The following is a 24,741-nucleotide window of genomic DNA, read 5'->3' on the forward strand; positions in this document are numbered from 1 at the left end:
TTTATCCTCCATTTCCGGTTGAGAATGTTATATTGTTCACTACTTCACAAGCAGAACCGAAACTTTGATCAGTATTTCACAAAATAGACGAAAAAAATATTGTTCAATATTTCACAAATACGTCAAAAAGTCGTCAAATATGATTCAAGATTGCCAGACTGACGAATGGCACGATCTCTAAATGGTTCATATTAAGTACTTTACAACGTTCTGCTTCAAAAATAAAGCCCGAAATACCTAAAAAGTCCCACACTATGTGACGGATTATTGTCTATTTTGTTGCTGATTTATGACGGCTGCTAGGATAAATGACCCTTTATTATCGTACATCAATGCCTCGCTCCTTGCGAATAAAATGCTTGACCGGCATCAGCACTCGTTTCTCGGCACTCCGGCACATCCGGAATTTAGTCAGAACGTCTCTTTTCATCTGAATCATAAAGAAGAAACAGTTTGAATAGTAAATTTTTAATATATTAATAATTTCAATTTTTTAGTATACTTAACATAGTGAACAATTTCACTGCAACAAGAATAGGGGAGGTTTTTCAATGGGAGAGCTTCAAACTCAATTGCAAATGCAAACGGATACAATTCACGAAGGGGTTCGAAAAGAGAATTGGTTTGCGAAAGCTATGAATATAAAAGTAGGCATCATACCGCTTCCTGTTTATGCCCTGCTGTTTATATTAATTACTATTTTTGTATTGCATCACGATGTGAAAAGCGACATCTTGACATCCATTGCCGTCATGGCGTTTTTCGGATTTACCTTTGCCCAAATCGGAAAATCGATACCGATTGTGCGCTCTATCGGCGGCCCGGCCATCCTTGCTACTTTTATTCCATCTGCTGTCGTCTACTATCACCTGCTGCCAAATGATATTGTCAAATCCACCACAGAATTTACAGAAAACTCAAACTTCCTTTATTTGTTTATTGCCGGAATTGTTGTCGGAAGCATCCTCGGCATGAAAAGAGAAACACTTGTAAAAGCATTTATGAAAATTTTTATACCGCTTATCGCCGGTTCTGTCGCGGCCGCCATTGTGGGACTGGCTGTCGGTACATTGCTCGGCCTCGGATTTCAGCACACCCTTCTGTACGTCGTGATTCCTATTATGGCTGGCGGCGTCGGAGAAGGCGCCATCCCTCTATCCATCGGTTATTCCGATATCATGCCGATGTCTCAAGGGGAAGCGTTTGCACTTGTTCTTCCATCGATCATGCTCGGCAGCCTGTGTGCGATCATCTTAGCGGGCCTGCTCAACAGAATCGGCAAGAAAAAACCGGAATGGACCGGCAACGGTAAAGTTGACCGTTCAGAAGATTCACCAGCGCTGGAGGAATCGCAAAACGGCCAGCACATGTTCAACCTTTCTCTGTTTGCGTCCGGCGGAATCCTTGCCGTTTCCTTGTATTTGGTCGGTATGCTCGCCCACGATTTTTTCGGTTTTCCGGCCCCTGTTGCCATGCTGCTGTTAGCTGTTTTGATCAAGCTGTTCAGACTGGTCCCTGCCTCAATTGAAAACGGCGCGTTTGGCGTGTCCCGCTTCTTTTCAACGGCAGTCACCTATCCGCTGCTCTTTGCAATCGGCGTGTCTATGACACCATGGGACAAGCTTGTTGCCGCCTTTAATCTCAGCAATATCATTACGATTCTGTCTGTCGTAGTCACAATGATGACGGTCGGCTTTTTCACAGGAAAATGGCTGAACATGTATCCGATCGAAACAGCCATTATTAATGCGTGCCATTCAGGGCAAGGAGGCACCGGTGACGTTGCGATATTAAGTGCCGCTGAAAGGCTTGAGCTGATGCCTTTTGCCCAGGTGTCTACTAGGATCGGCGGGGCCATCACAGTGTCCTTGACCTTATTGCTGTTACACCAGTTTTATTGATACGCTGCAAGCAAGTTCTTCGTATAACGAAAGAGCTTGCTTTTTTGCATTTCCGTGTTTTTACAAGTTCCTGCCGCATGCTATAGTAATAGTTGGAAAGATTACGATAGAAAGGACTCTAGCATGCCTATGGGAACCAGTCTTTTTCTCTTTATCATTCTCGGGCTGGGCATTCAGCTGATATCAGCCCTTGCAGCAAAGCTTCTTCCGGCATTAGAACTCTGGATTGATATTGTTCTATGGATCGGTGCTGCTAGCTTTATCTTCTCTCAACAGTCTTTCATAGATGGCATCGTCTCTCTGGCATTGATGTTCACCAGTTACTGGACCGCATTGGATCTGACTGTCCCCAGCCGTGTTGAAAAACCATCAGGCGAATGGCAGGAAATTGAGCTTGCAAGAGACCACACACGCCTCCTCTCGGACATTGCTCTGACTGTCATTGTGTTTGCGGGCGCTATTGTTTTCTTCATTTACGGGCCTGACACCAGTGTTCTAAAATATGTGATCCTGTTCGGTTTCATCTCAGGCGGCGCGGCACTGGTAAAACGCATATTAAATTTTCTAAGTGTAAAAGTCTTTTATTCATCGTCTTTAGAAACATGGCATATTAGTTCACAATATGAAACCCGCACCTACCCGCTTTCAGACCTGAAAGACATCCGGCTTGAATCGACGGCAGATCTATTAAAGCTTCATCCGCTTTTGACCATGTATTCATCCCGGCTCGATATGACAACAAGCTTTCAGCAAGTCATAAGGCTCTCTCTTCCCGGAGAAACGCTGTTTCTGACCGTGAAAGACCCTGAAAAGTGGAAAGCGCTTCTCGGGGAATTTCTAGATTCCGAAACCAAAGAGGAAACTATTATTGCTGTCCTGCCGATTTATCATCGGAAAAATGTGAAACGGCTTTTAGGTAAATTTTATTTTGGCGCAAGCGTAAAAGGGATATCTGTTTACGCCATATTGGTGCTCGCTTTATATGCCTTACACGCCTCCCCTTGGGTTATGGCTGGTGCCGTGATGTTGTACTGGGTTTTGAATATGTATCTATCTGACCGGGTGCTGCGGACGGCAATGGATGCCAGACCTTGTCTGAATTCAGACGTTCAGGCAGCGGCAGATAAGATTTTTAGAAAAGCAGGCATTTCGCATGTGGAGATATACGAAACGGATAGCGATGAATATAACGGCATGGCCGTAGGAATGAATGTAGGAAGATCAATGGTGATTCTGACAAGCGCTACATTAACCCTTCCGCCGCATGTCATTGAAGGTATTCTTGCCCATGAGGCTGTTCATATTAAAAAACGTGATGTGCTGTCCATGCAGCTGTTGCGCTTTTTATACCTTGGGGCAGTCATCGGGATCATTCTTTTACTTGAGCATTACATCGCTCATCCCGGCGCTTACAAAATTGCACTTTGGGCGCTGATCATGGGAATCATCATTCTATTTCAGCTTTATCAGTCATTTTGTTCCCAATGGATGGAGGTGCGCGCCGATCACCTTGGCGCTTCATTGCTGGAGGGCGGATACAGGCAGATGGCCGAATCCTTAAAGATCCTGGCGGTTCGCCAGGATGAAGATCTGCAAAAACAAAACACCTACTGCTCTGATATAGATGAAGACGAAGTTAAGGTGAACTCTCTCACCCGGGATAACAGCTGGCTTTTCAGAATCATAGATTTTCAGTTTTCTCCTCATCCGCCTATGTATTGGCGTGTCAGCGCATTGCTTTCAAACAAAGGACACGGCATGGTCAAGCGCTGGCTGAGAGATCGGCTGAAAGAATCCATCTCACTTAAATGAAACTTTTCAGGCTTCAAAACGTATGAAAAATAACTGTTTAAAGGGGGACGCCATATGATTGTGATTCTTATCGCTTTGATCTTCGGTATGATCGTCATTTATCAATCGGCTCGATCAACCGCTTCAGAAAACAAAGGGCGCCAGCGGGCGGACAGCGGTTTTTTCGGATTTTCCGATGGCGATTCCCGCCATGATGGATGCAGCAGTGACGGAGGCTTCGGGGATTCCGGCTGTGACGGCGGAGGGGGCGGCGGCGATTAATCGCCGCCATTTTTATTTCATCGACTCGATGTACGCGCCAAATGACGCCCCTGACATTCCCGGGGATACACGTACGCGATGGAGGGCGTACATCCCCTGATCTCTGGAGGCTGCTCCCGGTTCAGTCGTCACTCCCATTTGATAACCGATTTCTTCAGCGGCCTTCAGCGTAGCTTCGTTGTAGCGCCCAACCGGATAGCTGATGATGGCCGTTTGCTGATCGAACATCCTGTCAAACAGCTTTTTTGAATCTGCCATTTCGCTATGCTGCTGTTCTGGCGTTAAACCGTTCAGTTCAAGGTGGTCAATCGTATGGCTTTCAATCGATATGCCATGGTGCGACATTTCTTTCATTTGATCCTCTGTCAGATGATGTTTATGTCCAATCGATTTGCCGATCATAAAAATCGTCGCCTTCATGCCATACTTCTTTAATACCGGATACGCGTCTTTGTAATTATCGGTGTATCCGTCATCAAACGTGATCAGCACACATTTCTCACTCGGCTTCTTATCCTGAGTCAGCATGAGATACGCCTCTTTTGGGGTTAATGTCTGGTAGCCGTTATCGTGCAGCCATTTCATATGTGCCTCAAATTCTTTCTTTGGCACACGGAGGCTGTTGCCTGAAGAGATGCTGTGGTACATCAAAACCGGCAGCTTTGCCGGTTTCTCTGTTTTGATCCATGCGGATGTATCATCTTCTTTTTTCTGCACATGTACTGTCTTTTCTTCCGGTTTCTTTTGTTCCGCTTTTGGCATCTGCTGCTCTGCGTTTGCTTCTTTTTCAGCGCAAGCGGCAAGAGTCAAACAACTAGCCAAAAGAAAACTGCTTAAGATAAAACGTTTCATCGGTTTCCTGCTTTCTGTCTATTTCTTCCTCCTTTTCATCGGTTGATTTGCGGGATTTTCAAGTGAAAAAAACAGACATGTAGCCATGTCCGGTGCAGATTAGGAAAACTGATTCAAAATCAAAGACGTTAAAAGACCAAGAGCAGCAATTAACCCTGTCATCGGACCGCTGTCTTCATACGCCTCGGGCATCATCGTGGATGCAATCATTGCGATGATTCCTCCGCCCGCAAAAGCGGCGATTGCCGACATCATCTCCTCAGGAGCGCCATCTAGGAAGTAATATCCTGACCATGAGGCAAAAATAGAAATTATCAGTACCGCCGCCCAAAGCAGCAAGATTTTCGCCTTTGAATATCCGCTGTTCTTCATGCCGGCCGTGCTGGACAGCCCTTCAGGTATATTGCTGATAAAAATCGCGATCACCAAAAGAAAGCTGACGGATTGTGTTTCAAGAAGGCTGGCTCCAATCATAATAGATTCGGGGACAGCATCCATGATGGTGCCGATAAAAATCGCGATCCCCCCGCTGCCTTCAGCTGCTTGTCCCGATCTTTTTCTTTGAGACGCGCCTCTTTTCGAAACCGCGTAATCAAATAGGGTAAACACGACAGCGCCTGCTATAAATCCGGCTCCTGTCGAGACAATTCCGCCATCCTTCACCGCGTCCTCAAGAAGTTCATAGGCGGCAGCGCCGATTAATACCCCTGTGCCAAAAGCCATGATATAACCGATGATACGCTTGCGAATCGGGAGAAACATAGACGCCAGCGCACCCAGCAAAACAGCAGAGCCGGAAATCCCGCCCCACATCGCCGCATTCCACATTTCTATCTCTCCTTTCTACAAACCACTACCCGCCGCGGTTTTTGCTGTAAACCTTGAGATAGAGAGGGAATGCAAAAAACCGGACATCGCTCCATGTCCGGTTCTCCAGCTTAACGGATTCTGATTTCAGTTTCACTGTCAAAGAAATGCCCTTTATTCATATCAAACGCAACTGTCAGCTCATCCCCTGACTGAATATCGAGACGGGCGTCGATCCTCGCAATAAAATCCTGGTTATCGATTTGCGAATAAATCATGATCTCAGACCCCAGCAGCTCCGCAACATTGATTTTCGCTTTAATTGAAGAGCTCTTATACGATTCCACGACAATCAATTCATCATGAATATCCTCAGGGCGGATGCCGAAAATGACTTCTTTGCCAATGTAGCCTTTTTCACGAAGCACCTTCATTTTCCCCTCCGGCACGCTCAGCACCGAAGAACCGATTTTGATTGTGCCGTCAGACAGCTTCCCTTTGAAAAAGTTCATCGCTGGTGACCCGATAAAACCGCCCACGAATACATTTTCAGGGAATTCGTATACATCCTTCGGCGTCCCGATCTGCTGGATTTTGCCGTCCTTCATGACCACAATCCGAGTCGCCATCGTCAATGCTTCTGTCTGATCATGCGTGACATAAATCGTAGTGGTTTGCAGCCTCTGGTGGAGTTTAATGATTTCCGCTCTCATTTGCACCCGAAGCTTTGCATCCAGGTTCGACAAAGGCTCATCCATCAAGAATACCTTTGCATCCCGAACGATCGCTCTTCCCAGCGCAACCCGCTGTCTCTGCCCGCCTGAAAGCGCTTTAGGTTTGCGGTGCAAATATTCTTCCAACCCGAGAATTTTAGCGGCTTCCTCCACTCTTTTTTTGATTTCAGGCTTGGGCATTTTGCGGAGCTTCAGTCCGAATGCGATATTATCGTATACCGTCATATGCGGATAGAGCGCGTAGTTTTGGAACACCATCGCGATATCCCTGTCCTTTGGCGCCACATCATTTACCCGTTTTCCTTCAATATAAAAATCGCCTTTCGAAATTTCCTCAAGTCCTGCGACCATCCGCAGTGTCGTTGATTTTCCGCAGCCGGACGGGCCGACAAATACGATAAATTCCTTATCCGCAATGTGAAGATTAAAGTCGTCTACCGCCGCTTCCTTCTGATCATAATATTTATAAATGTGCTCCATCCGCAATTCAGCCATCTAACATCCCCCTTTGTTATTGTAAACGCTTTCTTAAATCAAGTGTATCAGCATTTATCCGACACTGAAATGGGCAGCATTCATAAAATCACACGGCCGTTTTCGTGCATATTTCCAGTTTATTCTGAACCTTCGCTTTGCAGGCAGATAAAATACGCAAGCAGAGCGCCTGTATATGTTTTAATGTCTATTCCTGACCGCTCGATAAATTTATCAATCCGGTACTGCAGGCTGTTGCGGTGCAGATGCAGTTTTTTCGCTGTTAATGTCACGTTTGAGTTGTTTTCGATAAACAGCTTGATTGTTTTTCTCAGCTCAGGTTCATTTTCAAATAATAGCTCGGCTTCTTCACTAAGCAGTGATTTCAGCTGTTCCTTTTCTTCTTCTAATAATAAAAAAGGGAACATGATATCAAACGTCACACGCTGAACCTGCGGCAGCCGCTTTTCAGCGAATAGAAAATACGTTTGTTCACGGGCATAATGTTTTCGTAAGCGCTCATCTGTTTCATAAAACCTTCCGGCGTAAAAACGGACACTGAAGTAGAAATCACTTTCAAGAACCCTGGCGAGCGACTCCAATTCGTCTTTCCCGGCTGCCGCTTCACTTTCCTGCTCGACAATCACGCCTCTGTCCTCATGCATCCAAACAATCACAAAAGACACCGGCCAAAAATGGCGCATCGCTTCCGCAAATGATGCCCGTTCAGTTTTGCCGATCAAATGAAAATGAATGAACCTTGTCCTCTTCTTGATATTCGGCGGCACTTCTCCTTTCGAGAATAGAAACGCAAACCACCTGTTTTCTTCCGGCGATTTGAAAGACATGTGATCTGCCTCTTCCGCTAACGTTAAAAATGACTGGAGCAGCAATGTCTCCTTTTGGCTGATCTCCGTTTTTGGGATCGAGATATATTTCTGACTGTTTTCATCAAAAAAACATAAGCAGTCTTCCTTTGTATAAAGCTTGTCAGACACAATCGAACCGGGATAAATAGCCAGCAGCGACTTCATATGGTCTCCTCTCCTATGTAAGGATATGTATTTTCAGTATAAGGCGAAATGCACATGTTCTCCAGCTTCTTTTCGTATTAGATGGCCCTCTTTCGTTTACAGCAACGGCAATAAAGAGGATATGCATGAACTGAAACGTGATACAGAAGCAATGGTTCTAAACAAATAGATCCCTCTGCGTCTGTGCAGAGGGACCTCCTTATTTTGAAATATCCACAAACCCTTCACCAAACACATCGCGCACATCATGAACGATCACAAACGCTTTTTTGTCACAGCTTCTGATGATTTTCTTCAGCATCGAAAGCTCCTGTTTGTTAATGACGATATACAAAATCTCTTTTGACTCGCCCGTATAGTTTCCCTTTCCTGATAAAATGGTGACGCCCCGGTCCATCAGCGTATTAACCTGCTCGGCAATTTCACCTTTATTTTCCGATATGACAGTAATCGCTTTTTTTGTATTCAAGCCTTCAATAATGAAGTCCATCACTTTTGTTCCGATATACAGCATCACAATCGTAAACATCATTTTTTCCGCACCAATAATAAAATAAGAGCTGAAGACAACAATTAAATCAAAAAAGAGCAGGGCGTAACTGATATTCCAATCTAAATATTTATTGGCAATTCTGGCCAGAATGGCGGAACCGGCTGTTGTGCCGCCGACCCGAATGATCATGCCGATCCCGACACCCGCAAACACCCCTGCGAAAATCGTGTTAATGATCAGCTCATCAGACGGTGTGCTCCACCCGTGTGTCAAATGCAGAAAAAGCGAGTTTGCTGCCACGGCGATAATCGTATAAACCGTGGTTTTCCCGTCGAGAAATTTATATCCGATCAATAGCAGAAAAGCGTTTAATATAAAGTTTGTCACCCCGGGAGACCATTGAAACACATAATACAAAATCAGCGTAATCCCCGTAACGCCGCCTTCCCCAAGATCATTGGGAATCGCGAATAAATTCACAGCAAGCGCGAAGAAAAAAGCGCCAATCACAAGCATCAGCACATCAAGCATTTTCTTTTTCATCACAGAACACTCCTTCTTCAGATAGTATCAACAAAAAAACCCAGGAGTACGCTCTCGCAAAAGAGCAGAAACTCCTGGGCTTTTATCCCACCGTGTCATAACAGCCAGACTGTTATGTGTTTTCTCTCGGTCACAGGCCAATATGCATTGCGGAACCCTAGAAAACCAATGTTTTAGCATATCCTTTTCACTTTCCAATATTAGCATTATAAGGGACTGAGCAAATAGGTTCAAGGGGTATTTGCGGAGATTTATGTGCAAATTAAAATTCAAGAAAATACAAATTAGCTATTAACATATGAATGATATAGACGATAAGAAAATAAGCATGTATTTTCATAAGAAAATATAACTAACAATGATAAATAATATAATAAATTCATAATTTTGTATTGACTAAGTGAAATAATATAGGCATTATAGTACATATATTTTGTGTATTTAATGACATAGGAGGAAATATAATGGCAGGAAAACTAGTCCCTTGTAAAGCTTGCGGTCAAGAAATTGCAAAAGGTGTAAAAAAATGTCCTAACTGTGGTAAGGATCAGCGTAACTTTTTTATGAGACATAAAATCATTACGTTTATTCTCGCAGTTGTTGTCATCATTATTATCGGTAATGTTATTGGCGGCGGAGGCGATTCAGAAGCCACTTCCAAAACATCAAGCAGCAGCAAAGCTGAAACTGAAAAAACATACAATATCGGTGATACTGTTAAGACTGAGAAAACTGAAGTGACAGTTACAAAAGTAGAAGACAGAGATTCTGTTGGCACTCAATATATTGAAAAGAAAGCATCTGATGGAGGTACTATTGTAGCTGTTCAATATACAATTAAAAACGTATCCAAAAAGCCGATAAGTTCTTTTTCAATTCCAACTGTTAAATTAGTTGATGGTGATGGCACTTCTTATGATTCTGATATTGATGCTTCTTCAACCTATGCAACTGAGACAAAAGTTGATAACTCTAAAATATTGAGTGATCTAAATCCTAATATTAAAGTAACAGATGTGAAAGCTTTTGAAGTCGACAAGGAAGCTTATGCAAAAGGAACTTGGAAACTCAAATTCAGCAATGATGTGATTGTGAAAATCAAATAATAACAGACAAGGGTGCCTTAACAGGCACCCTTTTTCTCTAAAAAAGGCCTTCTCTGTTGAGAAGGCCTCCATTCTTATTTCAGACTCTTGTACCCATTCACATTCGAAGACTGCCATCTCCAAGAATCGGCACACATTTCTTCAAGGCCTCTTTTTGCTTCCCAGCCCAGTTCCCGCTTGGCTTTTGCAGGATCTGCGAAGCAGGTTGCAATATCTCCGGGACGGCGGTCCGCAAATTGATAAGGAACCTCTTTCCCTGATACTTTTTCAAAGGCCTTGACCATTTCAAGCACACTGTAGCCCGTGCCTGTTCCGAGGTTGTATGCATCAGCTCCGGTGGAGTTCAATACTTTTTCCAGCGCTTTGACGTGGCCTTCTGCGAGATCGACGACATGAATATAATCGCGCACGCCTGTCCCGTCTTTGGTCGGATAATCATTTCCGAATACGCTTAACTGCTCCAGCTTGCCGACGGCTACCTGCGCCACATATGGCATGAGGTTATTTGGAATGCCGTTCGGATCTTCACCGATTCGTCCGCTCGGATGCGCGCCGAATGGATTAAAGTAGCGCAGCAGGGCAACGCTCCACTCATTGTCAGCCGTATGCACATCACGCAAAATTTGTTCAAGCATTAGCTTCGTCTGTCCATAAGGGTTTGTTGCACCTAATGGAAAGTCCTCCGTAATCGGTGATGTTTCCGGTACGCCGTATACCGTTGCGGAAGAACTGAATACGATTTTTTTGACGCCGTATTTCTCCATGACCTCACATAAAATAAAGGTTCCCGTGAGATTGTTATGATAATATTTGAGCGGAATCGCAACAGACTCTCCGACTGCTTTTAACCCCGCAAAATGAATCACAGCCTCAATCTCGTTTTCTGCAAAAACCGAATCTACCGCTTTCCGATCCAATAGATCCGCTTCATAGAACGTTAACTCTTTTCCCGTAATCTCTTTGACACGATTCAGCGCCTCAGCTGAACTGTTGGACAAATTATCGAGAACGACAATCTCATAGCCGCTGTTCAATAACTCCACACATGTGTGGCTTCCGATGTATCCGGCGCCGCCTGTAACAAGTATCGCCATGATGTAAACCCTCCTAAAAAATGACCTGATTTTATTATATAGTGTTTAGAACCGGGCTACATCCATTTTTAAGAAGTTTAATCGTTTATTAATGGTTTTTTCATATTTCATCTTAAACCCTTGCGATTAATTCGGTAGATCTTTCAGCGAGAATATGCCCTTTCATTTTTTATAGAGCTGTCCATATATTTTTATTGTATTTATTCTTATTATTAAATCGATGTACCGGGAAAAGAACTGTAAAGCCCAGGAAACTGCCCGCTGTTGCTGTTATGTCCAAATGCCGTTCTGCTCAGGTATCGAAGCGGCGAAAGACATTATGTCCATACCCAGATACAAAGATCGTCATTTTAACGACCTTTGACACTGAAGAATACGTATTTGAGGGCATCCGCTAAAATCATCAGTGAGACATTCCGCGCAAAGCAACAGCCTCATGCTGAAGAGCTGGCAGAGCCATTTATCAAAAGAGAGCTTGGGGTTCTTCAGCAAATGGCCTATGGCTTGAGAAATGAGGATATTGCCGAAAAGCTTTTTGTCAGTGAAAGCACCGTCAAAACCCACGTGCATCGAATTCTGCAAAAATGCAATGCCCAAGACCGGACTCAGGCAGTCGTTTTTGCCATTCGAAACGGCATTGTGAAATAGATATCTCTCATCCCGGCATGGTAGAATAAAACAAAGGAGATGATTGGAAATGAAACAAGATATCATTGAACGGTTTACTACATACGTAAAAGTCGACACGCAGTCCGATGAATCAGTCGACACCTGCCCTTCCACACCCGGCCAATTGACGTTAGGAAACATGCTTGTTGAGGAATTAAAGTCAATCGGCATGGAAGACGCTGCTATTGATGAAAACGGCTATGTCATGGCGACTCTTCCTTCCAATACTGAAAAAGACGTGCCGACGATCGGCTTCCTCGCCCACGTCGACACCGCCACAGACTTTACCGGCAAAAATGTGAATCCGCAAATCGTTGAAAGCTACGATGGAAAAGACATCACGCTCAACGAAAAGCTGCAGGTCATCCTATCGCCTGATCAATTCCCTGAACTGTCGGGCTACAAAGGCCACACCCTGATCACCACAGACGGTACAACCCTTCTCGGCGCTGACAATAAGGCTGGCATCGCCGAAATCATGACAGCCATGGATTATCTCATCAAACATCCTGAAATCAAGCACGGCACCATCAGAGTTGCATTTACACCTGATGAAGAAATCGGCAGAGGCCCGCACAAATTTGATGTTGGGCGATTCAATGCCTCCTTTGCCTATACCGTTGACGGCGGCCCGCTCGGCGAGCTTGAATATGAAAGCTTCAATGCTGCCGCGGCGAAAATCACGATCAAAGGCAACAATGTACATCCCGGCACGGCAAAGGGCAAAATGGTCAACTCTGCGAAGATCGCAATGAAGCTGAACAGCATGCTGCCGGCAGATGATGCACCTGAATATACAGAGGGCTACGAAGGCTTCTATCACCTGCTTTCCATTCAGGGAGATGTAGAAGAGACCAAACTCCACTACATTATCAGAGACTTTGACAAAAACATCTTCCAAAACAGAAAAGAAACCATGCAGCGCATCGTTGAAGAGCTCCAGAACGAATATGGGCAAAATCGCATTCAGCTTGATATGTACGATCAATACTACAACATGAGAGAAAAAATTGAGCCTGTCATCGAAATCGTCAACATTGCCAAACAAGCGATGGAAAACCTCGGCATCGAACCGAAAATCTCTCCGATCCGCGGCGGCACGGACGGTTCGCAGCTTTCCTATATGGGACTCCCAACGCCGAACATCTTTACCGGCGGGGAAAACTTCCACGGAAAATTTGAATACATCTCAGCCGACAACATGGTCAAAGCCGTAAATGTCATCGTTGAGATTGCAAAGCTATTTGAAGAACAGGCGTAAGCTGAAAAACCAGTCCAAAAAAGGACTGGTTTTTTTGCGTGAAAATGAAACATTTTAAAAGCTCTGTCCGTAAAACAACTATCAACGGATGAGGAGGATATGAAAAGATGAAGAACACAATTGCCGCAAAAAGCCTGTTCAAAAAATGGATGATTTCCCGCCCGCTCAAAATGCAAACAAAACGATCAAACCCATTTAAAAAAATAAGAAGAATGTTCAAACGCTTTTTCTGACCCTTCGCCGGACTCCCCTCAAATCAGCCAACCATTCCAATTTTCCGCCCAAATGCTCCGTAATTTGGGTTTTTTGTGTTCAATTCCTCAAAATAGGGTATACATCAAACAAAGAAGAACACATTATCCATATATAGTTAATTTGAATTACAGAAATTTAGGTTAAAAGTTATATAAAGTAATTCATTTTAACGTCGATAGTAACTATAGAACCAATCAAAAGGAAAAACACCAGCTTAATGTAAGACTATTTTCAGGTCATCGGCGAAAAGGACTTTTGAGGGATACGCACTTATTATTAGTGGATTTAGAATTTTTTGAATACTTTTAGACGTTTTATCCGTACAATAGATAATACCAAAACTTTTTTTGGGAGGTATGTAAAATGATCCTATTTATTATCATCGCATTATGTGGCTATCTTCTCTTTTCATTCAGCAAAGACAATAGACGAAAACCGCAAAAGACAAGCCCTCTTCCTGCACCCGTTCCTCATCATAATAACCTAATCGACCTTGACGCCATCCGCCAAAAACGCCGGATGCATCTTTCCTAATACTATATTTCAAAAGAAAGGCTGCTGAACGATGCAGCCTTTTTTTAATTTAGAAACATTAATTACTCGTAAAAAACGGCCAGCGCGTTTCTGGTTACTAGATTTGGAACTTGAAACCTTTTTGCCCCCCTGTCCGTAATCTCTTACAAGGCAAATCAAAAGGAGACTTCAGCAATGATCGAATTTTTTATGAAACAAAAGATGTTCTCGTTTAAAGATGCATTTCACATTTATGACCGGGATGAACAAGAGACATTCAAGGTCGAGGGCCGGTTCTTTTCGTTAGGGGACTCGCTGCAAATGACAGATTCATCCGGAAAAACACTCGTTTCCATAGAACAAAAAGTAATGTCTTTATTGCCGCGATATGTGATTTCAATTGGCGGGGAAACAGTTTGTGAGGTGACGAATAGACTAACATTTTTCAAACCAAAATTTGAAATTTCTAAGCTCAACTGGGAAATTGACGGTGACTTGTGGAAGGATGAATTCCAGCTGACAGACGGGGAGAATGTCCGAATGTCAGTGAGTAAAAAGTGGCTCAGCTGGGGTGATTCCTATCATTTACAGATTGCAAACGAGGAAGATGTGCTGATTTGCACGGCCATCGCTATCGTGCTGGATATGATATTATATGACGATGAAGATGAAAGTATTTTCTAAAAAGTGTTGACAATTCATGCAAAAATAATAATATTAAGATAATTGAAAATCCAATAAGAAGATTTACCTTATCAAGAGAGGTGGAGGGACTGGCCCTATGATACCCGGCAACCGCTGTTTTATACAGAATGGTGCTAAATCCTTAAGAACATCGCGTTCTTGCAGATGAGGCAGAGATTTGATCGTTCAAGCTCTTCCTTACACAAAGGAAGAGCTTTTTTTATGCAGCAAACATTTTAGAAAAGAGGCGAATGATATGGCTCAACAAGTAAACCTTGCAGCACAGAAATCAGAAAAACAGAAGAAAGCCCCTTTCCGCGCCGATCATGTCGGCAGTTTATTACGATCCGCCCCAGTAAAAGAGGCGCGGCAAAAACAAGCGGCAGGCGAGATAACGGCTGAACAGCTTCGTGATACTGAAAATAAAGAAATCACCCGCATTGTCGAAAAGCAAAAGGAAATCGGCCTAAACGTCGTAACAGACGGAGAATTCCGCCGTTCTTGGTGGCATTACGATTTCCTGGAAGGGCTCGACGGAGTGGAACCGTTCATCCCGGCTGAAGGAATTCAGTTCCATAACGCGAAAACAAAAGCACGCAGCATCAAAGTGACGGGAAAACTTGATTTTACGAGCCACCCAGCGCTTGCCGATTATCAATTTTTACATGAGATTGCCGGTGACGCGACACCAAAGCTGACGATTCCGAGCCCGAATATGCTGTTTTTCGGTGAAAAGGCGGATAAAGGGATTTATGACGATCAAGAGGAATACTTTCATGATCTAGCCCAAGCGTACAAAAAAGCAATTAAAGCCTTTTATGACGCTGGATGCCGCTATCTTCAGCTGGATGATACGTCATGGTCTCTTTTCTTTGAGGAAAAAGGCAGAGGGGTTGTCCGGGCGCTCGGCGGCGATCCAGAAACATTGCCTGCCTTGTTTGCCAAAACGATTAACGATGCAGTGGCAGACCGCCCTGATGATTTAGCAATCACGATGCACATTTGCCGCGGCAACTTCCGCTCGACTTGGGCCGCATCAGGAGGCTATGACGCTGTCGCGGAAACGATTCTTGACGGTTTAGACCTTGACGGCTTGTTCCTGGAATACGATGATGACCGCTCCGGAAACTTTGACCCGCTCCGTTTCGTGAAACGCAAGGATCTGCAAATTGTGCTTGGCTTGATCACATCGAAATACGGCGAGCTCGAAAATCCTGATGATGTGAAACGCCGAATCAATGAAGCTGCGCGTTTTGTCAGCCTGGATCAGCTGTGCCTCAGCCCGCAGTGCGGTTTCGCCTCTACAGAAGAAGGCAATCTTTTGACAGAGGAGCAGCAATGGGCAAAGCTGCGCCATGTCGTCGACATCGCCAACGATGTGTGGAAATAATCTATCATTGACAGAAAAGAGAAATGTGTGAATAATAGATACTATCAGAAAATTTCATAAAAAGGTTTTCCTTATCAAGAGAGGTGGAGGGACTGGCCCTGCGATACCCGGCAACCGCTGTTTAACAGAATGGTGCTAAATCCTTTAGAGCAGATTTTTGCTCTAGAAGATAAGGTTGAGATTGTTCACGCAAGCTCTTCCTTATCCAAAGGAAGAGCTTTTTTATATTCGAATGGAAAGAAGGAATGAACAACATGTCACAGCAAACAACACCCGCAGAACAAAAACAATCGCTTCAGAGAAAAAAAACGCCGTTTCGAGCGGATCAAGTCGGAAGCCTGCTGAGATCTGAGCCCGTCAAAAAAGCGCGGCTGCAAAAGGCGGCCGGCGAAATCACTGCCGAACAGCTTCGCCAGATTGAAAACGATGAAATCATCCGCATTGTGGAAAAACAAAAAGAAACCGGCCTGAACGTCGTGACAGACGGGGAATTCCGCAGAGCGTGGTGGCATTTTGATTTCCTTGAAAATCTGGATGGCGTTGAGCCGTTTATACCTGAACAGGGTATCCAGTTCCATAATGTGCAGACAAAAGCACGCGGCATCAAAGTGACAGGCGATATTGATTTCTCAAATCACCCAATGCTCGAAGATTACTCATTTTTACATGGCATCGCTGGTGATGCAACGCCAAAAATGACAATTCCGAGTCCGAATATGCTCTTTTTCCGCGGCAGATTGGAAAAGGATGCATACAAAAACGATTATGCTCTTTTCCAGCATGATGTATCAAAAGCGTATAAAAAAGCGATTCAAGCGTTTTATGACAGAGGCTGCCGCTACCTCCAGCTTGATGATACGGCATGGGCTGTTTTCTTATCTGAAAAAGGCTTGAAACAAGTGGAAGCATTCGGAACAACGCCTGATGAGCTTCGCCAGCTGTTTGCGAAGTCGATCAATGACGCAATTGCCGACCGTCCGGATGATATGACCATTACCATGCATATTTGCCGCGGCAACTTCCAGTCCACTTGGACAGCTGAAGGCGGTTATGATGCGGCGGCGGAAACCATTTTTGACGGCTTGAATCTGGACGGGCTTTTCTTAGAGTATGATGATTCACGCTCAGGCGGATTCGAACCGCTTCGTTACGTGAAACGCTCTGATCTTCAGCTTGTCCTAGGCTTGGTGACATCTAAATTCGGTGAGCTTGAACATCCGGACGACGTGAAACGCCGTATCGAAGAGGCATCCCGTTATGTCAGCCTAGATCAGTTGTGCCTGAGCCCGCAATGCGGATTCGCTTCGACTGAGGAAGGCAACAAGCTGACCGAGGAACAGCAATGGGCGAAGCTGCGCCATGTTGTTGAGATCGCTAACGATGTTTGGAAATAAGGAACAGAAAAACACACTTGATTCCCTGGCGGGGCAAGTGTGTTTTTTTATGCCTGCTCAATTTGATAGGCTTTGCATTTTTCATATAAGCTTGTTTTTCCTATGCCTAATAGCTTTGCTGCCTTTATTTTATTGCCGTCTGCTGCGGCAAGCGCCTCGATGATCGCGTTTTTTTCCGCCTCAGCGATTGTCTCTTTTAATGGCTGTATAGATTGATATTCTCGGATTTTGATTGTTCTTTGGATGGGTTGATCTTCAGGAGTGAGATTCAGGTGTTTCGGTTCGATTCGTTTGCCGTCGAGGACGTTGACAGCCCGTTCCAGGACATTTTCCAATTCTCGTATGTTGCCCGGCCAAGAATAGCTCTGAAGCACTGCAATTGCTTCTTTAGAAAGCTCCAAGCCATCAAAGCCAAATTTCCGTTCAAGTTTTTTTAATAGAAGCCCCGCGATCGGCATTACATCCTCTATGCGCTCTCTTAAGGACGGGATTTGAATGTTGATCACATTCAGTCGGTAATAGAGGTCTTGCCGGAAGTCTCCTTCCCGGACCATTTCTTCGAGGTTTCGGTGTGTCGCCGCAATCACTCGTACATCTATTGGGACCGGGCTTCTTGCGCCGATCCGCTCTATCTCTTTCTCTTGCAGTACGCGAAGGATTTTGCTTTGCATATGCAGCGGCATATCACCTACTTCATCAAGGAAAATGGTTCCTTGATGCGCAAGTTCGAATTTTCCTTTTTTCCCGCCTTTTTTTGCCCCCGTAAAAGCGCCGTCTTCGTATCCGAACATTTCTGATTCAAATAAATGCTCTGGGATCGAGGCGCAGTTGACGCGCAGAAAGGGAGCATACCTGCGGCGGCTGTTCTGATGGATGGCGTGGGCAAACAGCTCTTTTCCCGTGCCTGATTCTCCTAAAAGCAAAACGGCCGATTGGCTGTCAGATACCCGTTCAGCCAGCCGTTTGGCTTCCATAAAGAGAGGGCTGTTTCCGATCAAGTCGCCAAAGTGGTATTTACTGAAAAGCTCTTTTTCGTATCTATTTTTGTAGTAATTGAGTTCATTGAGGAGGGGTTTAATTTTTCTTGAATAATCCATCCATTCCTGCGGATTGCGGAACATAACGGTTCCGACCGCTCCTACAAGCTGCCGGTTCACATAGAGCGGATACCGGTTGGCGATCATTTCGCTGCCGTTAATCGGGTGAATAGCGGCAGCCTCTGTCCGCCCCGTCTTCGCCACGATGTGCATTCTCGAGTTTTCAATCACGTCCTGAACGGGTTTTCCTATCGCTTCTTCTTCTGTTTTTTTTAGAAAGTCACAGTACGCCTGATTGATATAGAGAATGTTCCCCTCATGATCAACCACAACAATACATTCCGCCGCAAGGTTGATGATTTCATCCAGCCATTCAAAGGGTAATCTTTTAATAGAATGTTTCATCTCCCTGTCGCTCCCGTCACATTTTGTAATCGCTTTCAACCTTATAATAAACGAGAGCCTCCTATGAATACAAGAATCTATTATTGAGCTGTATAGCCTCCATCCAGCACGACCGCCTGCCCTGTGACGCCTTTCGCCTTTTCACTCGCCAAAAATACGGCATAATCAGCAATTTCTTTCACCGATAGAAGACGCTTTTGCGGCACAAGCGGAAAAATCACCTCTTCCAGAACCGATTCATAGGGAACATTTCTTGTTTTAGAAAGATCGCTCAGCTGATTGCGGACAAGCTGTGTGTCCACATATCCCGGGCAGAGTGCATTCACCGTAATCCCGTGGGGCGCGCCTTCCAGCGCCCCCACCTTTGTCAGCCCAATGACGCCATGCTTTGCGCTGTTATAAGCGGCTTTTCCCGCAAACCCCACCAGTCCGTTCACAGACGCGATATTGATGATCCTGCCGAACTGCTGTTTTTTCATAAGGGGAAAGACATGTTTCATCGCGATGAATGGCGCGGTCAGCATGACGCGAATAAGCTGTTCAAACCGTTCTGTCGGAAACTCTTCAATCGGCGCGACATGCTGCATGCCTGCGTTATTCACCAAAGTATCTAAACGTCCGTATCGGGTCTTGATAGTATGGACGATATCAGCGATTTGCTCTTCCTTTGTTACGTCACATGGAATGCCCGTGGCGCTAAAGCCTTCCTCGTTCAGCTTGGTGGCGGCCTCCCCGCACGCTTTTGGATTTACATCTGAAATAATGACATCGGCGCCTTCCCGGGCGAATTCCTTTGCGATTTCAAATCCGATTCCGCCAGCTGCGCCTGTCACAAGAGCGACTTGTTTTTTCATGTTATACACCTTCCTGCTCAAGATTTTTGCCGGATAACTGACTGGCTTACGGCGAAGTCAGCTTCAGTTTTCTCATATACCTCCTCCAGCGTGACGCCGTCCTGGAGCTCAGTCAGTGTCATATGTCCCTTATCAAAATCAAAAACAGCTAAATCAGTAATCAGCCGATGAACGACTTTCTGTCCTGTCAGCGGGAGGGAGCATTGTTTTTTCACCTTCGATTCCCCATGTTTATTGACGTGCTCCATAATGACGATGATTCGCTTAGCCCCGTTGACCAAGTCCATAGCGCCGCCCATTCCCTTCACCATTTTGCCCGGAATCATCCAGTTCGCCAAATCCCCTTGCTCAGAAACTTCCATACCCCCAAGGATGGCCAGGTCGATATGCCCGCCTCGTATCATCGCAAAGGATTCCGCGCTGTCAAAATAGGATGCGCCTGTTACGGCGGTGATCGTTTCTTTCCCCGCATTTATCAGATCCGGGTCTTCCGTTCCTTCCAGCGGATACGGGCCGATCCCAAGCAAACCGTTTTCTGATTGAAGCATCACATGCACGCCCTCCGGTATCTCATTTGCGACAAGTGTCGGCATCCCTATCCCAAGATTGACGTTCATACCGTCTTTTATTTCCTTTACAGCACGTTTGACCATTCGTTTTCTGGCTTCCTTCATTGTGCCGCCTCCTTTCCCTTCGCTTGCCGAACGGTTCGTTTTTCAATCCGCTTTTCATGTGTGCCGAGCACAACATGCTGTACGTAAATGCCAGGCGTGTGGATGTGGTCGGGATCGAGCTCTCCCGCCTCAACAATTTCTTCTGCCTCGGCAATTGTGATCTTTCCCGCCATGGCGGCAACCGGATTGAAGTTTCTTGCCGTTTTCCGAAAAACTAAATTGCCCATGGTGTCCGCTTTCCACGCTTTTACAATGGCGACGTCCCCAGTAATTCCTTTTTCTAACACATATGTGCGTCCGTCAAAGGTTTTATGCTCTTTCCCGTCAGCGATGGTGGTTCCGACGCCTGTGGCTGTATAAAATCCCGGTATGCCTGCTCCTCCTGCTCGGATTCTTTCAGCGAGTGTCCCTTGGGGAACCAATTCCACTTCCAATTCTCCGCTTAAAAATTGCTTTTCAAAAATTTTGTTTTCGCCGACGTAGGAGGCGATCATTTTTTTGATTTGCTTGTTTGCCAGCAGCAGGCCGAGCCCCCAATCATCAACTCCGCAATTATTGCTGACGACGGTTAAATCTTTTACCCCTTTATCCCTTATCGCCAGAATGAGCTGCTCGGGAATTCCGCACAGGCCGAATCCGCCCGCGATCAGTGTATCCCCCTCCCGAATGAGTTCTGCGGCTTCCTTACTCGATGACAGCACTTTTCCCATATCTGATTCCCCTTTCGTTTTGTCCTATACAAGGCCCGTCAAACTGTAAATCGCGATAATCACAAATACGGCAGCGGTTTTGATGAGAGTAATCGCAAAAATATCCCGATACGATTGGCGATGGGTCAGACCCGTCACAGCCAGCAGGGTGATCACCGCCCCATTATGCGGAAGCGTATCCATGCCTCCTGACGCCATCGAAATGACCCGGTGCATCACTTCAGGCGGTATGTGATAGGTCTGAATCGCTTTCAAATATTGATTAGACATCGCGCTTAACGCGATTCCCATTCCCCCTGAGGCCGATCCGGTGATCCCTGCCAGCGTTGTTGTCGTCACAGCTCCGTTTACAAGCGGATCCGTAAACGTATGTGAAATGCCGCTGCTCAGCTTATGAAACCCCGGCAGCGCAGCAATGATGCCGCCGAAACCATACTCGGCGCCTGTATTCATCGATGCAAGCAAAGCGCCGCCGATCCCTTCATTCAGCCCTTCCTTTAGCTGTCCAAACACTTTTCTCCAATCAAACAAAATGGTTGCGATGATTCCGATCAGGAGGGCCAGCTCCACTGACCAAATGGCAACCGCGGAGGAGATATCAAGTTTTCCGAACTCTCCCAATCCTATGGCGGAAAAATCAAATTCATTCGGATACCACTTGGGAAGGAACGTGGTGAAACATTTATTCATCACACCAACGAGAATAAGAGGAACAAAAGCGAGTGCGTGCCGGACCTTACTTGTGTCAGGCTCTAAGACCGTGGGGCTTTGTTCCGGGGCAAGATCAGATGGCTCACGCGCGACAGAAATCTCCGATTGAAAACCGGCGTAGCCTTCGCCCGTTTTCTCTGCTTTTTTGCGCCTCGATTCCAAGTAGAACATACCCGCCGCCAGCACAAACACCGCACCGATCATACCAAGCCAAGGGGCGGCGTAAATGTCTGTTTTGAAAAACGTCGTAGGTATCACATTTTGGATTTGCGGTGTACCCGGCAGTGCGTCCATTGTAAAGGTAAATGCCCCGAGAGCAATCGTTCCCGGTATGAGGCGCTTCGGGATGTCAGCTTCTTTGAACATATTTTTCGCAAAGGGGTATACAGCAAAGACGACAACAAACAGGCTGACTCCGCTGTACGTTAAAATGGCGCCCATCAATACGATAGCGAGTGTCGCTCGTTTCGCCCCGACCAGTCTGACAATAGTCTTCGCAATGGAAGCCGCCAAGCCGGACATCTCGACAACCTTTCCGAAAATGGCGCCAAGCAGAAATACTGGAAAGTACAGCTTAATAAACCCCGCCATCTTTTCCATAAATATGGTTGAGAAAAAAGGAAGCACAAAGCTTGGATCTGTCAGCAGCACAGCAAATAAGGCGCAAATCGGAGCAAACAAAATGACTGAAAATCCCCGATAGGCGACAAACATCAGCAAACCCAAAGCCAAAAGAATAATAATAATGTCCACAAACATCCCTCTTTTCCGCTTGTCTGAGAAAAGGAAAGCGTTTACAAAATCTCCCCTCCTTTTCCGTCATTTCTAATGCAAGTTCTGTGCCAGTTACCAGAACACCATTTCAAGCCTTTCCTCTTCCATATTTACGGAAAATGAGAGATAACTATTCCAATCCGGTGGAAATTTCCGTTTTTACGGAAAACAAGAAAGGAAAGCTCCTTTTTGGGAGCTTTCCTCTTTCACTCATTTCGTTCCGATTAATACATCGACATCAACTGTCAGCTGAGCCGATTCCATTTTTCGAAACTGGTTGATGTTTTCAGCCGATGCGGACCAGGCTAACGGTGTCATGTTCAGAAGCCATTCTATGCCTTGCTGATGAAGCGTTTTGGCATAACGCAGCCTCATCAGATGATCGAGCTGAAAATGTGTTGTAAAGCGCTCAATTGCAGGTGTATTGGAATAGGTTCGTCTTTCTGAATCTGCATATAAAACCTGCCTTAGTTCTGTTAAATAATTCTTTTGAGGAACAACCTTTATAACCAAACCATCTTTTTTCAGCAGTCTGTGAAACTCTGCATAATTTGAAGGTGAGAAAATCGATAGAATGACATCAAATTGCCGGTCTTGAAAGGGCGCATTAGCTACATCGGCTACGGCCCACAGCTTTCCGCCACTATTTTTTGAAGCCCGTAAAATGCCATCCTTGGCAATATCAATCCCAATTCCGTGAACTGTTTTCTTCTCTTGAAGCAGATCGCAAACCGCTTTCAGGTGGGTCCCCTCACCGCATCCGCAGTCTAAAATGGTTAACGTCTCTTTTTCAGACTTCCGGTCACTGATCAAGTCAGCTATTGCCTGATGAAGCGGTGCAAAAAAATGATACTCTGCCATCAGCCGGCTTCTTGCTTCGAAAAGCCCCGCCCGATAGCTGCTTTTGACCGGCTTTGTCAGGAAATTCACGTACCCGTGCCGGGATATATCAAACGTGTGCCCGCTCGTTAAACAAATCAAACTTTTCCATGATGTGACTTTCATTGAAGAATCGCAAATCGGGCATCGAAATTGAGAGACAAATTGATTCATATAAGCAGCATGCTTCTTTATGTTTGACACAAAAAACACCTCATTCATTCGTTTTTAAATAAATGAAAAAGGCATAGACAAATAAACCTGGGCCTATCTCACTTTTTGGCCAGGTCTGGAAAGTCGTCTATACCTGTCATTATCTATAACGAATGAATTGAATAATCATAAAAAAGAACTCCTTTTTGCTGCATAGAGGGTTTCCCCGCTATTATGATACAACAATCATCCAGGAATAGGAACCAGATTCTCAATGACAGGCGGCTGCCCGAACTCCTCGCTGTTTAGAAGGTCAATTAATAAGCGGGCTGTTTCTTCAGCAGACTGCAATCTCCCTTCTTTTTCTAACTGAATGAATTGATCAACATAAGGAAAATCCTCTTTACGAACGGACCGGATTTCAGTTTGCAGCCGGGTATCAATCACCCCGGGATACACCGCTGCGATTTTAACCGGATACAGCTGATCCGCCTGCTCCAGACTGATGCTTTTAGAAAATGAATCCAGACCCGCTTTTGACGTGCTATAGCAGCTTTGTGAAGGCAGTTGATATTTGGCTGAAGCTGACGAGATATTCATGATTCGCTTATCCGTTTTGATGTGCTTCGTGTGCTTCACAAAATAGGAAGTGATCACCATAGGTGCAATTAAGTTGACCTGCAGGTTTTCTATCATGTGCTCCGTTTTATTTTGTTCAATCGGCCCAATTGGCGCCAGTACACCGGCATTATTGATTACATAAATGCCTTCCGGCTCCGTATCAAGGCTGATGTGCTGAAACAAATCATCAAAGAGCGCTTCGATCCCGCGGCTATCTCTCAAATTAAATGAGTAATATTGCAAGCTGCTGTCCAAGTCGATCAGCCTTTGATTAGGCTGTCTTGAAATACAGTACAGCCGATGGTCAGCATGTATTAATTTCTGAACTAATGCTTCCCCAATCCCTCTTGACGTGCCTGTGATAATGATATGCTTCATTTTTTTCCCTCCTAATCACAATTTCAGCATAGCAATCCAATATGATTTTCCTTTATTTTCTCGACTTCGAAATATAAATTTATTATTTTGAAAATAGTTAAAAAGGTTGATTTTCAAAAAGTGAAAGGATAAAATACTGCTATCATCTTAGAAAAAAGACATTCTTGTATATAATCAGTAATAAGGTCTGATTGTTTCTACCTAGTAACCGTAAAAAACTAGACTACAAGAAAGTTTGAATAAATTTGAACGAGTTGAAAAGGACAAG

At 45.0% G+C, this 24,741-nt stretch carries 22 protein-coding genes, 2 pseudogenes and 4 riboswitches; of the genes and pseudogenes, 11 read left to right on the forward strand and 13 right to left on the reverse strand.

The window, feature by feature from the left end; translation table 11 throughout:
• The first annotated feature begins 551 nt into the window (after positions 1-551).
• From cimH to WA325_RS08935, 3 genes are all read left to right on the forward strand, one after another.
• The gene (gene cimH, locus WA325_RS08925; RefSeq protein WP_010332414.1) at positions 552-1,901 is read left to right on the forward strand and encodes a citrate/malate transporter CimH; all 1,350 of its coding nucleotides are present in this window, start codon (positions 552-554) and stop codon (positions 1,899-1,901) included.
• Positions 1,902-2,024: 123 nt separating this feature from the next.
• On the forward strand, positions 2,025-3,713 hold the full coding sequence (locus WA325_RS08930) for a M56 family metallopeptidase (RefSeq protein ID WP_336183480.1): 1,689 nt from the start codon (positions 2,025-2,027) through the stop codon (positions 3,711-3,713).
• A gap of 87 nt (positions 3,714-3,800) precedes the next feature.
• The gene (locus WA325_RS08935; protein WP_248337929.1) at positions 3,801-3,974 is read left to right on the forward strand and encodes a hypothetical protein; all 174 of its coding nucleotides are present in this window, start codon (positions 3,801-3,803) and stop codon (positions 3,972-3,974) included.
• 12 nt (positions 3,975-3,986) lie between these two features.
• Here WA325_RS08935 and WA325_RS08940 read toward each other — a convergent pair whose 3' ends face one another.
• The 5 genes from WA325_RS08940 to WA325_RS08960 form a co-directional block, all read right to left on the reverse strand.
• The gene (locus tag WA325_RS08940) at positions 3,987-4,826 is read right to left on the reverse strand and encodes a polysaccharide deacetylase family protein (RefSeq protein WP_336183481.1); all 840 of its coding nucleotides are present in this window, start codon (positions 4,824-4,826) and stop codon (positions 3,987-3,989) included.
• A gap of 99 nt (positions 4,827-4,925) precedes the next feature.
• Positions 4,926-5,654 carry a ZIP family metal transporter gene (locus WA325_RS08945; RefSeq protein ID WP_336183482.1) on the reverse strand — a complete coding sequence of 243 codons (729 nt, stop codon included), beginning with the start codon at positions 5,652-5,654 and terminating at the stop codon, positions 4,926-4,928.
• Between the two features lie 110 nt (positions 5,655-5,764).
• Positions 5,765-6,862 (reverse strand): maltodextrin ABC transporter ATP-binding protein MsmX, encoded by a 1,098-nt coding sequence (msmX, locus tag WA325_RS08950; RefSeq protein ID WP_010332420.1) that lies wholly within the window; start codon positions 6,860-6,862, stop codon positions 5,765-5,767.
• A gap of 119 nt (positions 6,863-6,981) precedes the next feature.
• Positions 6,982-7,875, reverse strand: a complete 894-nt coding sequence (locus WA325_RS08955; protein WP_105954498.1) for a PucR family transcriptional regulator — start codon at positions 7,873-7,875, stop codon at positions 6,982-6,984.
• Positions 7,876-8,074: 199 nt separating this feature from the next.
• Entirely contained in the window at positions 8,075-8,911 is an 837-nt protein-coding gene (locus tag WA325_RS08960; RefSeq protein WP_003218811.1) for a YitT family protein, read from the reverse strand.
• Between the two features lie 69 nt (positions 8,912-8,980).
• Positions 8,981-9,083, reverse strand: a riboswitch (guanidine-I (ykkC/yxkD leader).
• Between the two features lie 391 nt (positions 9,084-9,474).
• On the opposite strand from WA325_RS08960, the gene WA325_RS08965 reads away from it, so the two are divergent.
• Positions 9,475-10,017, forward strand: a complete 543-nt coding sequence (locus WA325_RS08965; protein ID WP_142367090.1) for a DUF4352 domain-containing protein — start codon at positions 9,475-9,477, stop codon at positions 10,015-10,017.
• A gap of 74 nt (positions 10,018-10,091) precedes the next feature.
• Here the strand turns inward: WA325_RS08965 and galE are convergent, their stop codons facing one another.
• A complete protein-coding gene (gene galE / locus WA325_RS08970; protein WP_336183483.1) occupies positions 10,092-11,111 on the reverse strand; it encodes a UDP-glucose 4-epimerase GalE in 1,020 nt (339 codons plus the stop codon).
• Positions 11,112-11,385: 274 nt separating this feature from the next.
• On the opposite strand from galE, the pseudogene WA325_RS08975 reads away from it, so the two are divergent.
• The 7 genes and pseudogenes from WA325_RS08975 to WA325_RS09005 all read left to right on the forward strand — a co-directional run.
• Positions 11,386-11,759 (forward strand): annotated as a pseudogene (locus tag WA325_RS08975) (response regulator transcription factor); the annotation flags it as partial.
• Between the two features lie 49 nt (positions 11,760-11,808).
• Positions 11,809-13,041, forward strand: coding sequence for a peptidase T (gene pepT, locus WA325_RS08980; protein ID WP_105954501.1), 1,233 nt, complete (start codon positions 11,809-11,811; stop codon positions 13,039-13,041).
• 107 nt (positions 13,042-13,148) lie between these two features.
• Complete coding sequence (locus WA325_RS08985) at positions 13,149-13,274, forward strand: hypothetical protein (protein ID WP_010332428.1); 126 nt, start codon at positions 13,149-13,151, stop codon at positions 13,272-13,274.
• 277 nt (positions 13,275-13,551) lie between these two features.
• Positions 13,552-13,830 (forward strand): annotated as a pseudogene (locus WA325_RS08990) (hypothetical protein).
• 174 nt (positions 13,831-14,004) lie between these two features.
• On the forward strand, positions 14,005-14,493 hold the full coding sequence (locus WA325_RS08995) for an LURP-one-related/scramblase family protein (protein ID WP_336183484.1): 489 nt from the start codon (positions 14,005-14,007) through the stop codon (positions 14,491-14,493).
• Between the two features lie 65 nt (positions 14,494-14,558).
• A riboswitch (SAM riboswitch) is annotated at positions 14,559-14,665 on the forward strand.
• An 84-nt stretch (positions 14,666-14,749) separates the two neighbouring features.
• On the forward strand, positions 14,750-15,883 hold the full coding sequence (locus WA325_RS09000) for a 5-methyltetrahydropteroyltriglutamate--homocysteine S-methyltransferase (protein WP_336183485.1): 1,134 nt from the start codon (positions 14,750-14,752) through the stop codon (positions 15,881-15,883).
• Positions 15,884-15,951: 68 nt separating this feature from the next.
• A riboswitch (SAM riboswitch) is annotated at positions 15,952-16,059 on the forward strand.
• Positions 16,060-16,137: 78 nt separating this feature from the next.
• Positions 16,138-17,277 carry a 5-methyltetrahydropteroyltriglutamate--homocysteine S-methyltransferase gene (locus WA325_RS09005; protein ID WP_059335375.1) on the forward strand — a complete coding sequence of 380 codons (1,140 nt, stop codon included), beginning with the start codon at positions 16,138-16,140 and terminating at the stop codon, positions 17,275-17,277.
• Positions 17,278-17,324: 47 nt separating this feature from the next.
• On the opposite strand, the gene WA325_RS09010 is transcribed toward WA325_RS09005, so the two are convergent.
• From WA325_RS09010 to WA325_RS09040, 7 genes are all read right to left on the reverse strand, one after another.
• Positions 17,325-18,719, reverse strand: a complete 1,395-nt coding sequence (locus tag WA325_RS09010; protein ID WP_336183486.1) for a sigma-54 interaction domain-containing protein — start codon at positions 18,717-18,719, stop codon at positions 17,325-17,327.
• 80 nt (positions 18,720-18,799) lie between these two features.
• Positions 18,800-19,573, reverse strand: coding sequence for a 3-hydroxybutyrate dehydrogenase (locus WA325_RS09015; RefSeq protein ID WP_336183487.1), 774 nt, complete (start codon positions 19,571-19,573; stop codon positions 18,800-18,802).
• A gap of 17 nt (positions 19,574-19,590) precedes the next feature.
• Entirely contained in the window at positions 19,591-20,247 is a 657-nt protein-coding gene (locus WA325_RS09020) for a CoA transferase subunit B (protein ID WP_322012458.1), read from the reverse strand.
• On the reverse strand, positions 20,244-20,957 hold the full coding sequence (locus WA325_RS09025; protein WP_202853296.1) for a CoA transferase subunit A: 714 nt from the start codon (positions 20,955-20,957) through the stop codon (positions 20,244-20,246). The genes WA325_RS09020 and WA325_RS09025 overlap by 4 nt, the downstream gene beginning before the upstream one ends.
• A 24-nt stretch (positions 20,958-20,981) precedes the next feature.
• Positions 20,982-22,421 carry a GntP family permease gene (locus WA325_RS09030; protein ID WP_336183488.1) on the reverse strand — a complete coding sequence of 480 codons (1,440 nt, stop codon included), beginning with the start codon at positions 22,419-22,421 and terminating at the stop codon, positions 20,982-20,984.
• Positions 22,422-22,652: 231 nt separating this feature from the next.
• Positions 22,653-23,495: a methyltransferase domain-containing protein gene (locus tag WA325_RS09035; RefSeq protein ID WP_336183579.1), complete on the reverse strand. Its 843-nt coding sequence runs from the start codon at positions 23,493-23,495 to the stop codon at positions 22,653-22,655.
• A gap of 225 nt (positions 23,496-23,720) precedes the next feature.
• Positions 23,721-24,473 carry a (S)-benzoin forming benzil reductase gene (locus WA325_RS09040; protein WP_336183489.1) on the reverse strand — a complete coding sequence of 251 codons (753 nt, stop codon included), beginning with the start codon at positions 24,471-24,473 and terminating at the stop codon, positions 23,721-23,723.
• Positions 24,474-24,617: 144 nt separating this feature from the next.
• A riboswitch (purine riboswitch) is annotated at positions 24,618-24,719 on the forward strand.
• Positions 24,720-24,741: the final 22 nt, after the last annotated feature.

This window comes from Bacillus sp. 205(2023) (assembly GCF_037027485.1).
GTDB classification, from domain to species: Bacteria; Bacillota; Bacilli; order Bacillales; family Bacillaceae; genus Bacillus; species Bacillus halotolerans.

Coding starts and splice junctions, on each gene's coding strand:
- cimH (WP_010332414.1), top strand. CDS start 552: ATGGGAGAGCTTCAAACTCAATTGCAAATGCAAACGGATACAATTCAC.
- WA325_RS08930 (WP_336183480.1), top strand. CDS start 2,025: ATGCCTATGGGAACCAGTCTTTTTCTCTTTATCATTCTCGGGCTGGGC.
- WA325_RS08935 (WP_248337929.1), top strand. CDS start 3,801: ATGATCGTCATTTATCAATCGGCTCGATCAACCGCTTCAGAAAACAAA.
- WA325_RS08940 (WP_336183481.1), bottom strand. CDS start 4,826: ATGAAACGTTTTATCTTAAGCAGTTTTCTTTTGGCTAGTTGTTTGACT.
- WA325_RS08945 (WP_336183482.1), bottom strand. CDS start 5,654: ATGTGGAATGCGGCGATGTGGGGCGGGATTTCCGGCTCTGCTGTTTTG.
- msmX (WP_010332420.1), bottom strand. CDS start 6,862: ATGGCTGAATTGCGGATGGAGCACATTTATAAATATTATGATCAGAAG.
- WA325_RS08955 (WP_105954498.1), bottom strand. CDS start 7,875: ATGAAGTCGCTGCTGGCTATTTATCCCGGTTCGATTGTGTCTGACAAG.
- WA325_RS08960 (WP_003218811.1), bottom strand. CDS start 8,911: ATGAAAAAGAAAATGCTTGATGTGCTGATGCTTGTGATTGGCGCTTTT.
- WA325_RS08965 (WP_142367090.1), top strand. CDS start 9,475: ATGAGACATAAAATCATTACGTTTATTCTCGCAGTTGTTGTCATCATT.
- galE (WP_336183483.1), bottom strand. CDS start 11,111: ATGGCGATACTTGTTACAGGCGGCGCCGGATACATCGGAAGCCACACA.
- pepT (WP_105954501.1), top strand. CDS start 11,809: ATGAAACAAGATATCATTGAACGGTTTACTACATACGTAAAAGTCGAC.
- WA325_RS08985 (WP_010332428.1), top strand. CDS start 13,149: ATGAAGAACACAATTGCCGCAAAAAGCCTGTTCAAAAAATGGATGATT.
- WA325_RS08995 (WP_336183484.1), top strand. CDS start 14,005: ATGATCGAATTTTTTATGAAACAAAAGATGTTCTCGTTTAAAGATGCA.
- WA325_RS09000 (WP_336183485.1), top strand. CDS start 14,750: ATGGCTCAACAAGTAAACCTTGCAGCACAGAAATCAGAAAAACAGAAG.
- WA325_RS09005 (WP_059335375.1), top strand. CDS start 16,138: ATGTCACAGCAAACAACACCCGCAGAACAAAAACAATCGCTTCAGAGA.
- WA325_RS09010 (WP_336183486.1), bottom strand. CDS start 18,719: ATGAAACATTCTATTAAAAGATTACCCTTTGAATGGCTGGATGAAATC.
- WA325_RS09015 (WP_336183487.1), bottom strand. CDS start 19,573: ATGAAAAAACAAGTCGCTCTTGTGACAGGCGCAGCTGGCGGAATCGGA.
- WA325_RS09020 (WP_322012458.1), bottom strand. CDS start 20,247: ATGAAGGAAGCCAGAAAACGAATGGTCAAACGTGCTGTAAAGGAAATA.
- WA325_RS09025 (WP_202853296.1), bottom strand. CDS start 20,957: ATGGGAAAAGTGCTGTCATCGAGTAAGGAAGCCGCAGAACTCATTCGG.
- WA325_RS09035 (WP_336183579.1), bottom strand. CDS start 23,495: ATGAATCAATTTGTCTCTCAATTTCGATGCCCGATTTGCGATTCTTCA.
- WA325_RS09040 (WP_336183489.1), bottom strand. CDS start 24,473: ATGAAGCATATCATTATCACAGGCACGTCAAGAGGGATTGGGGAAGCA.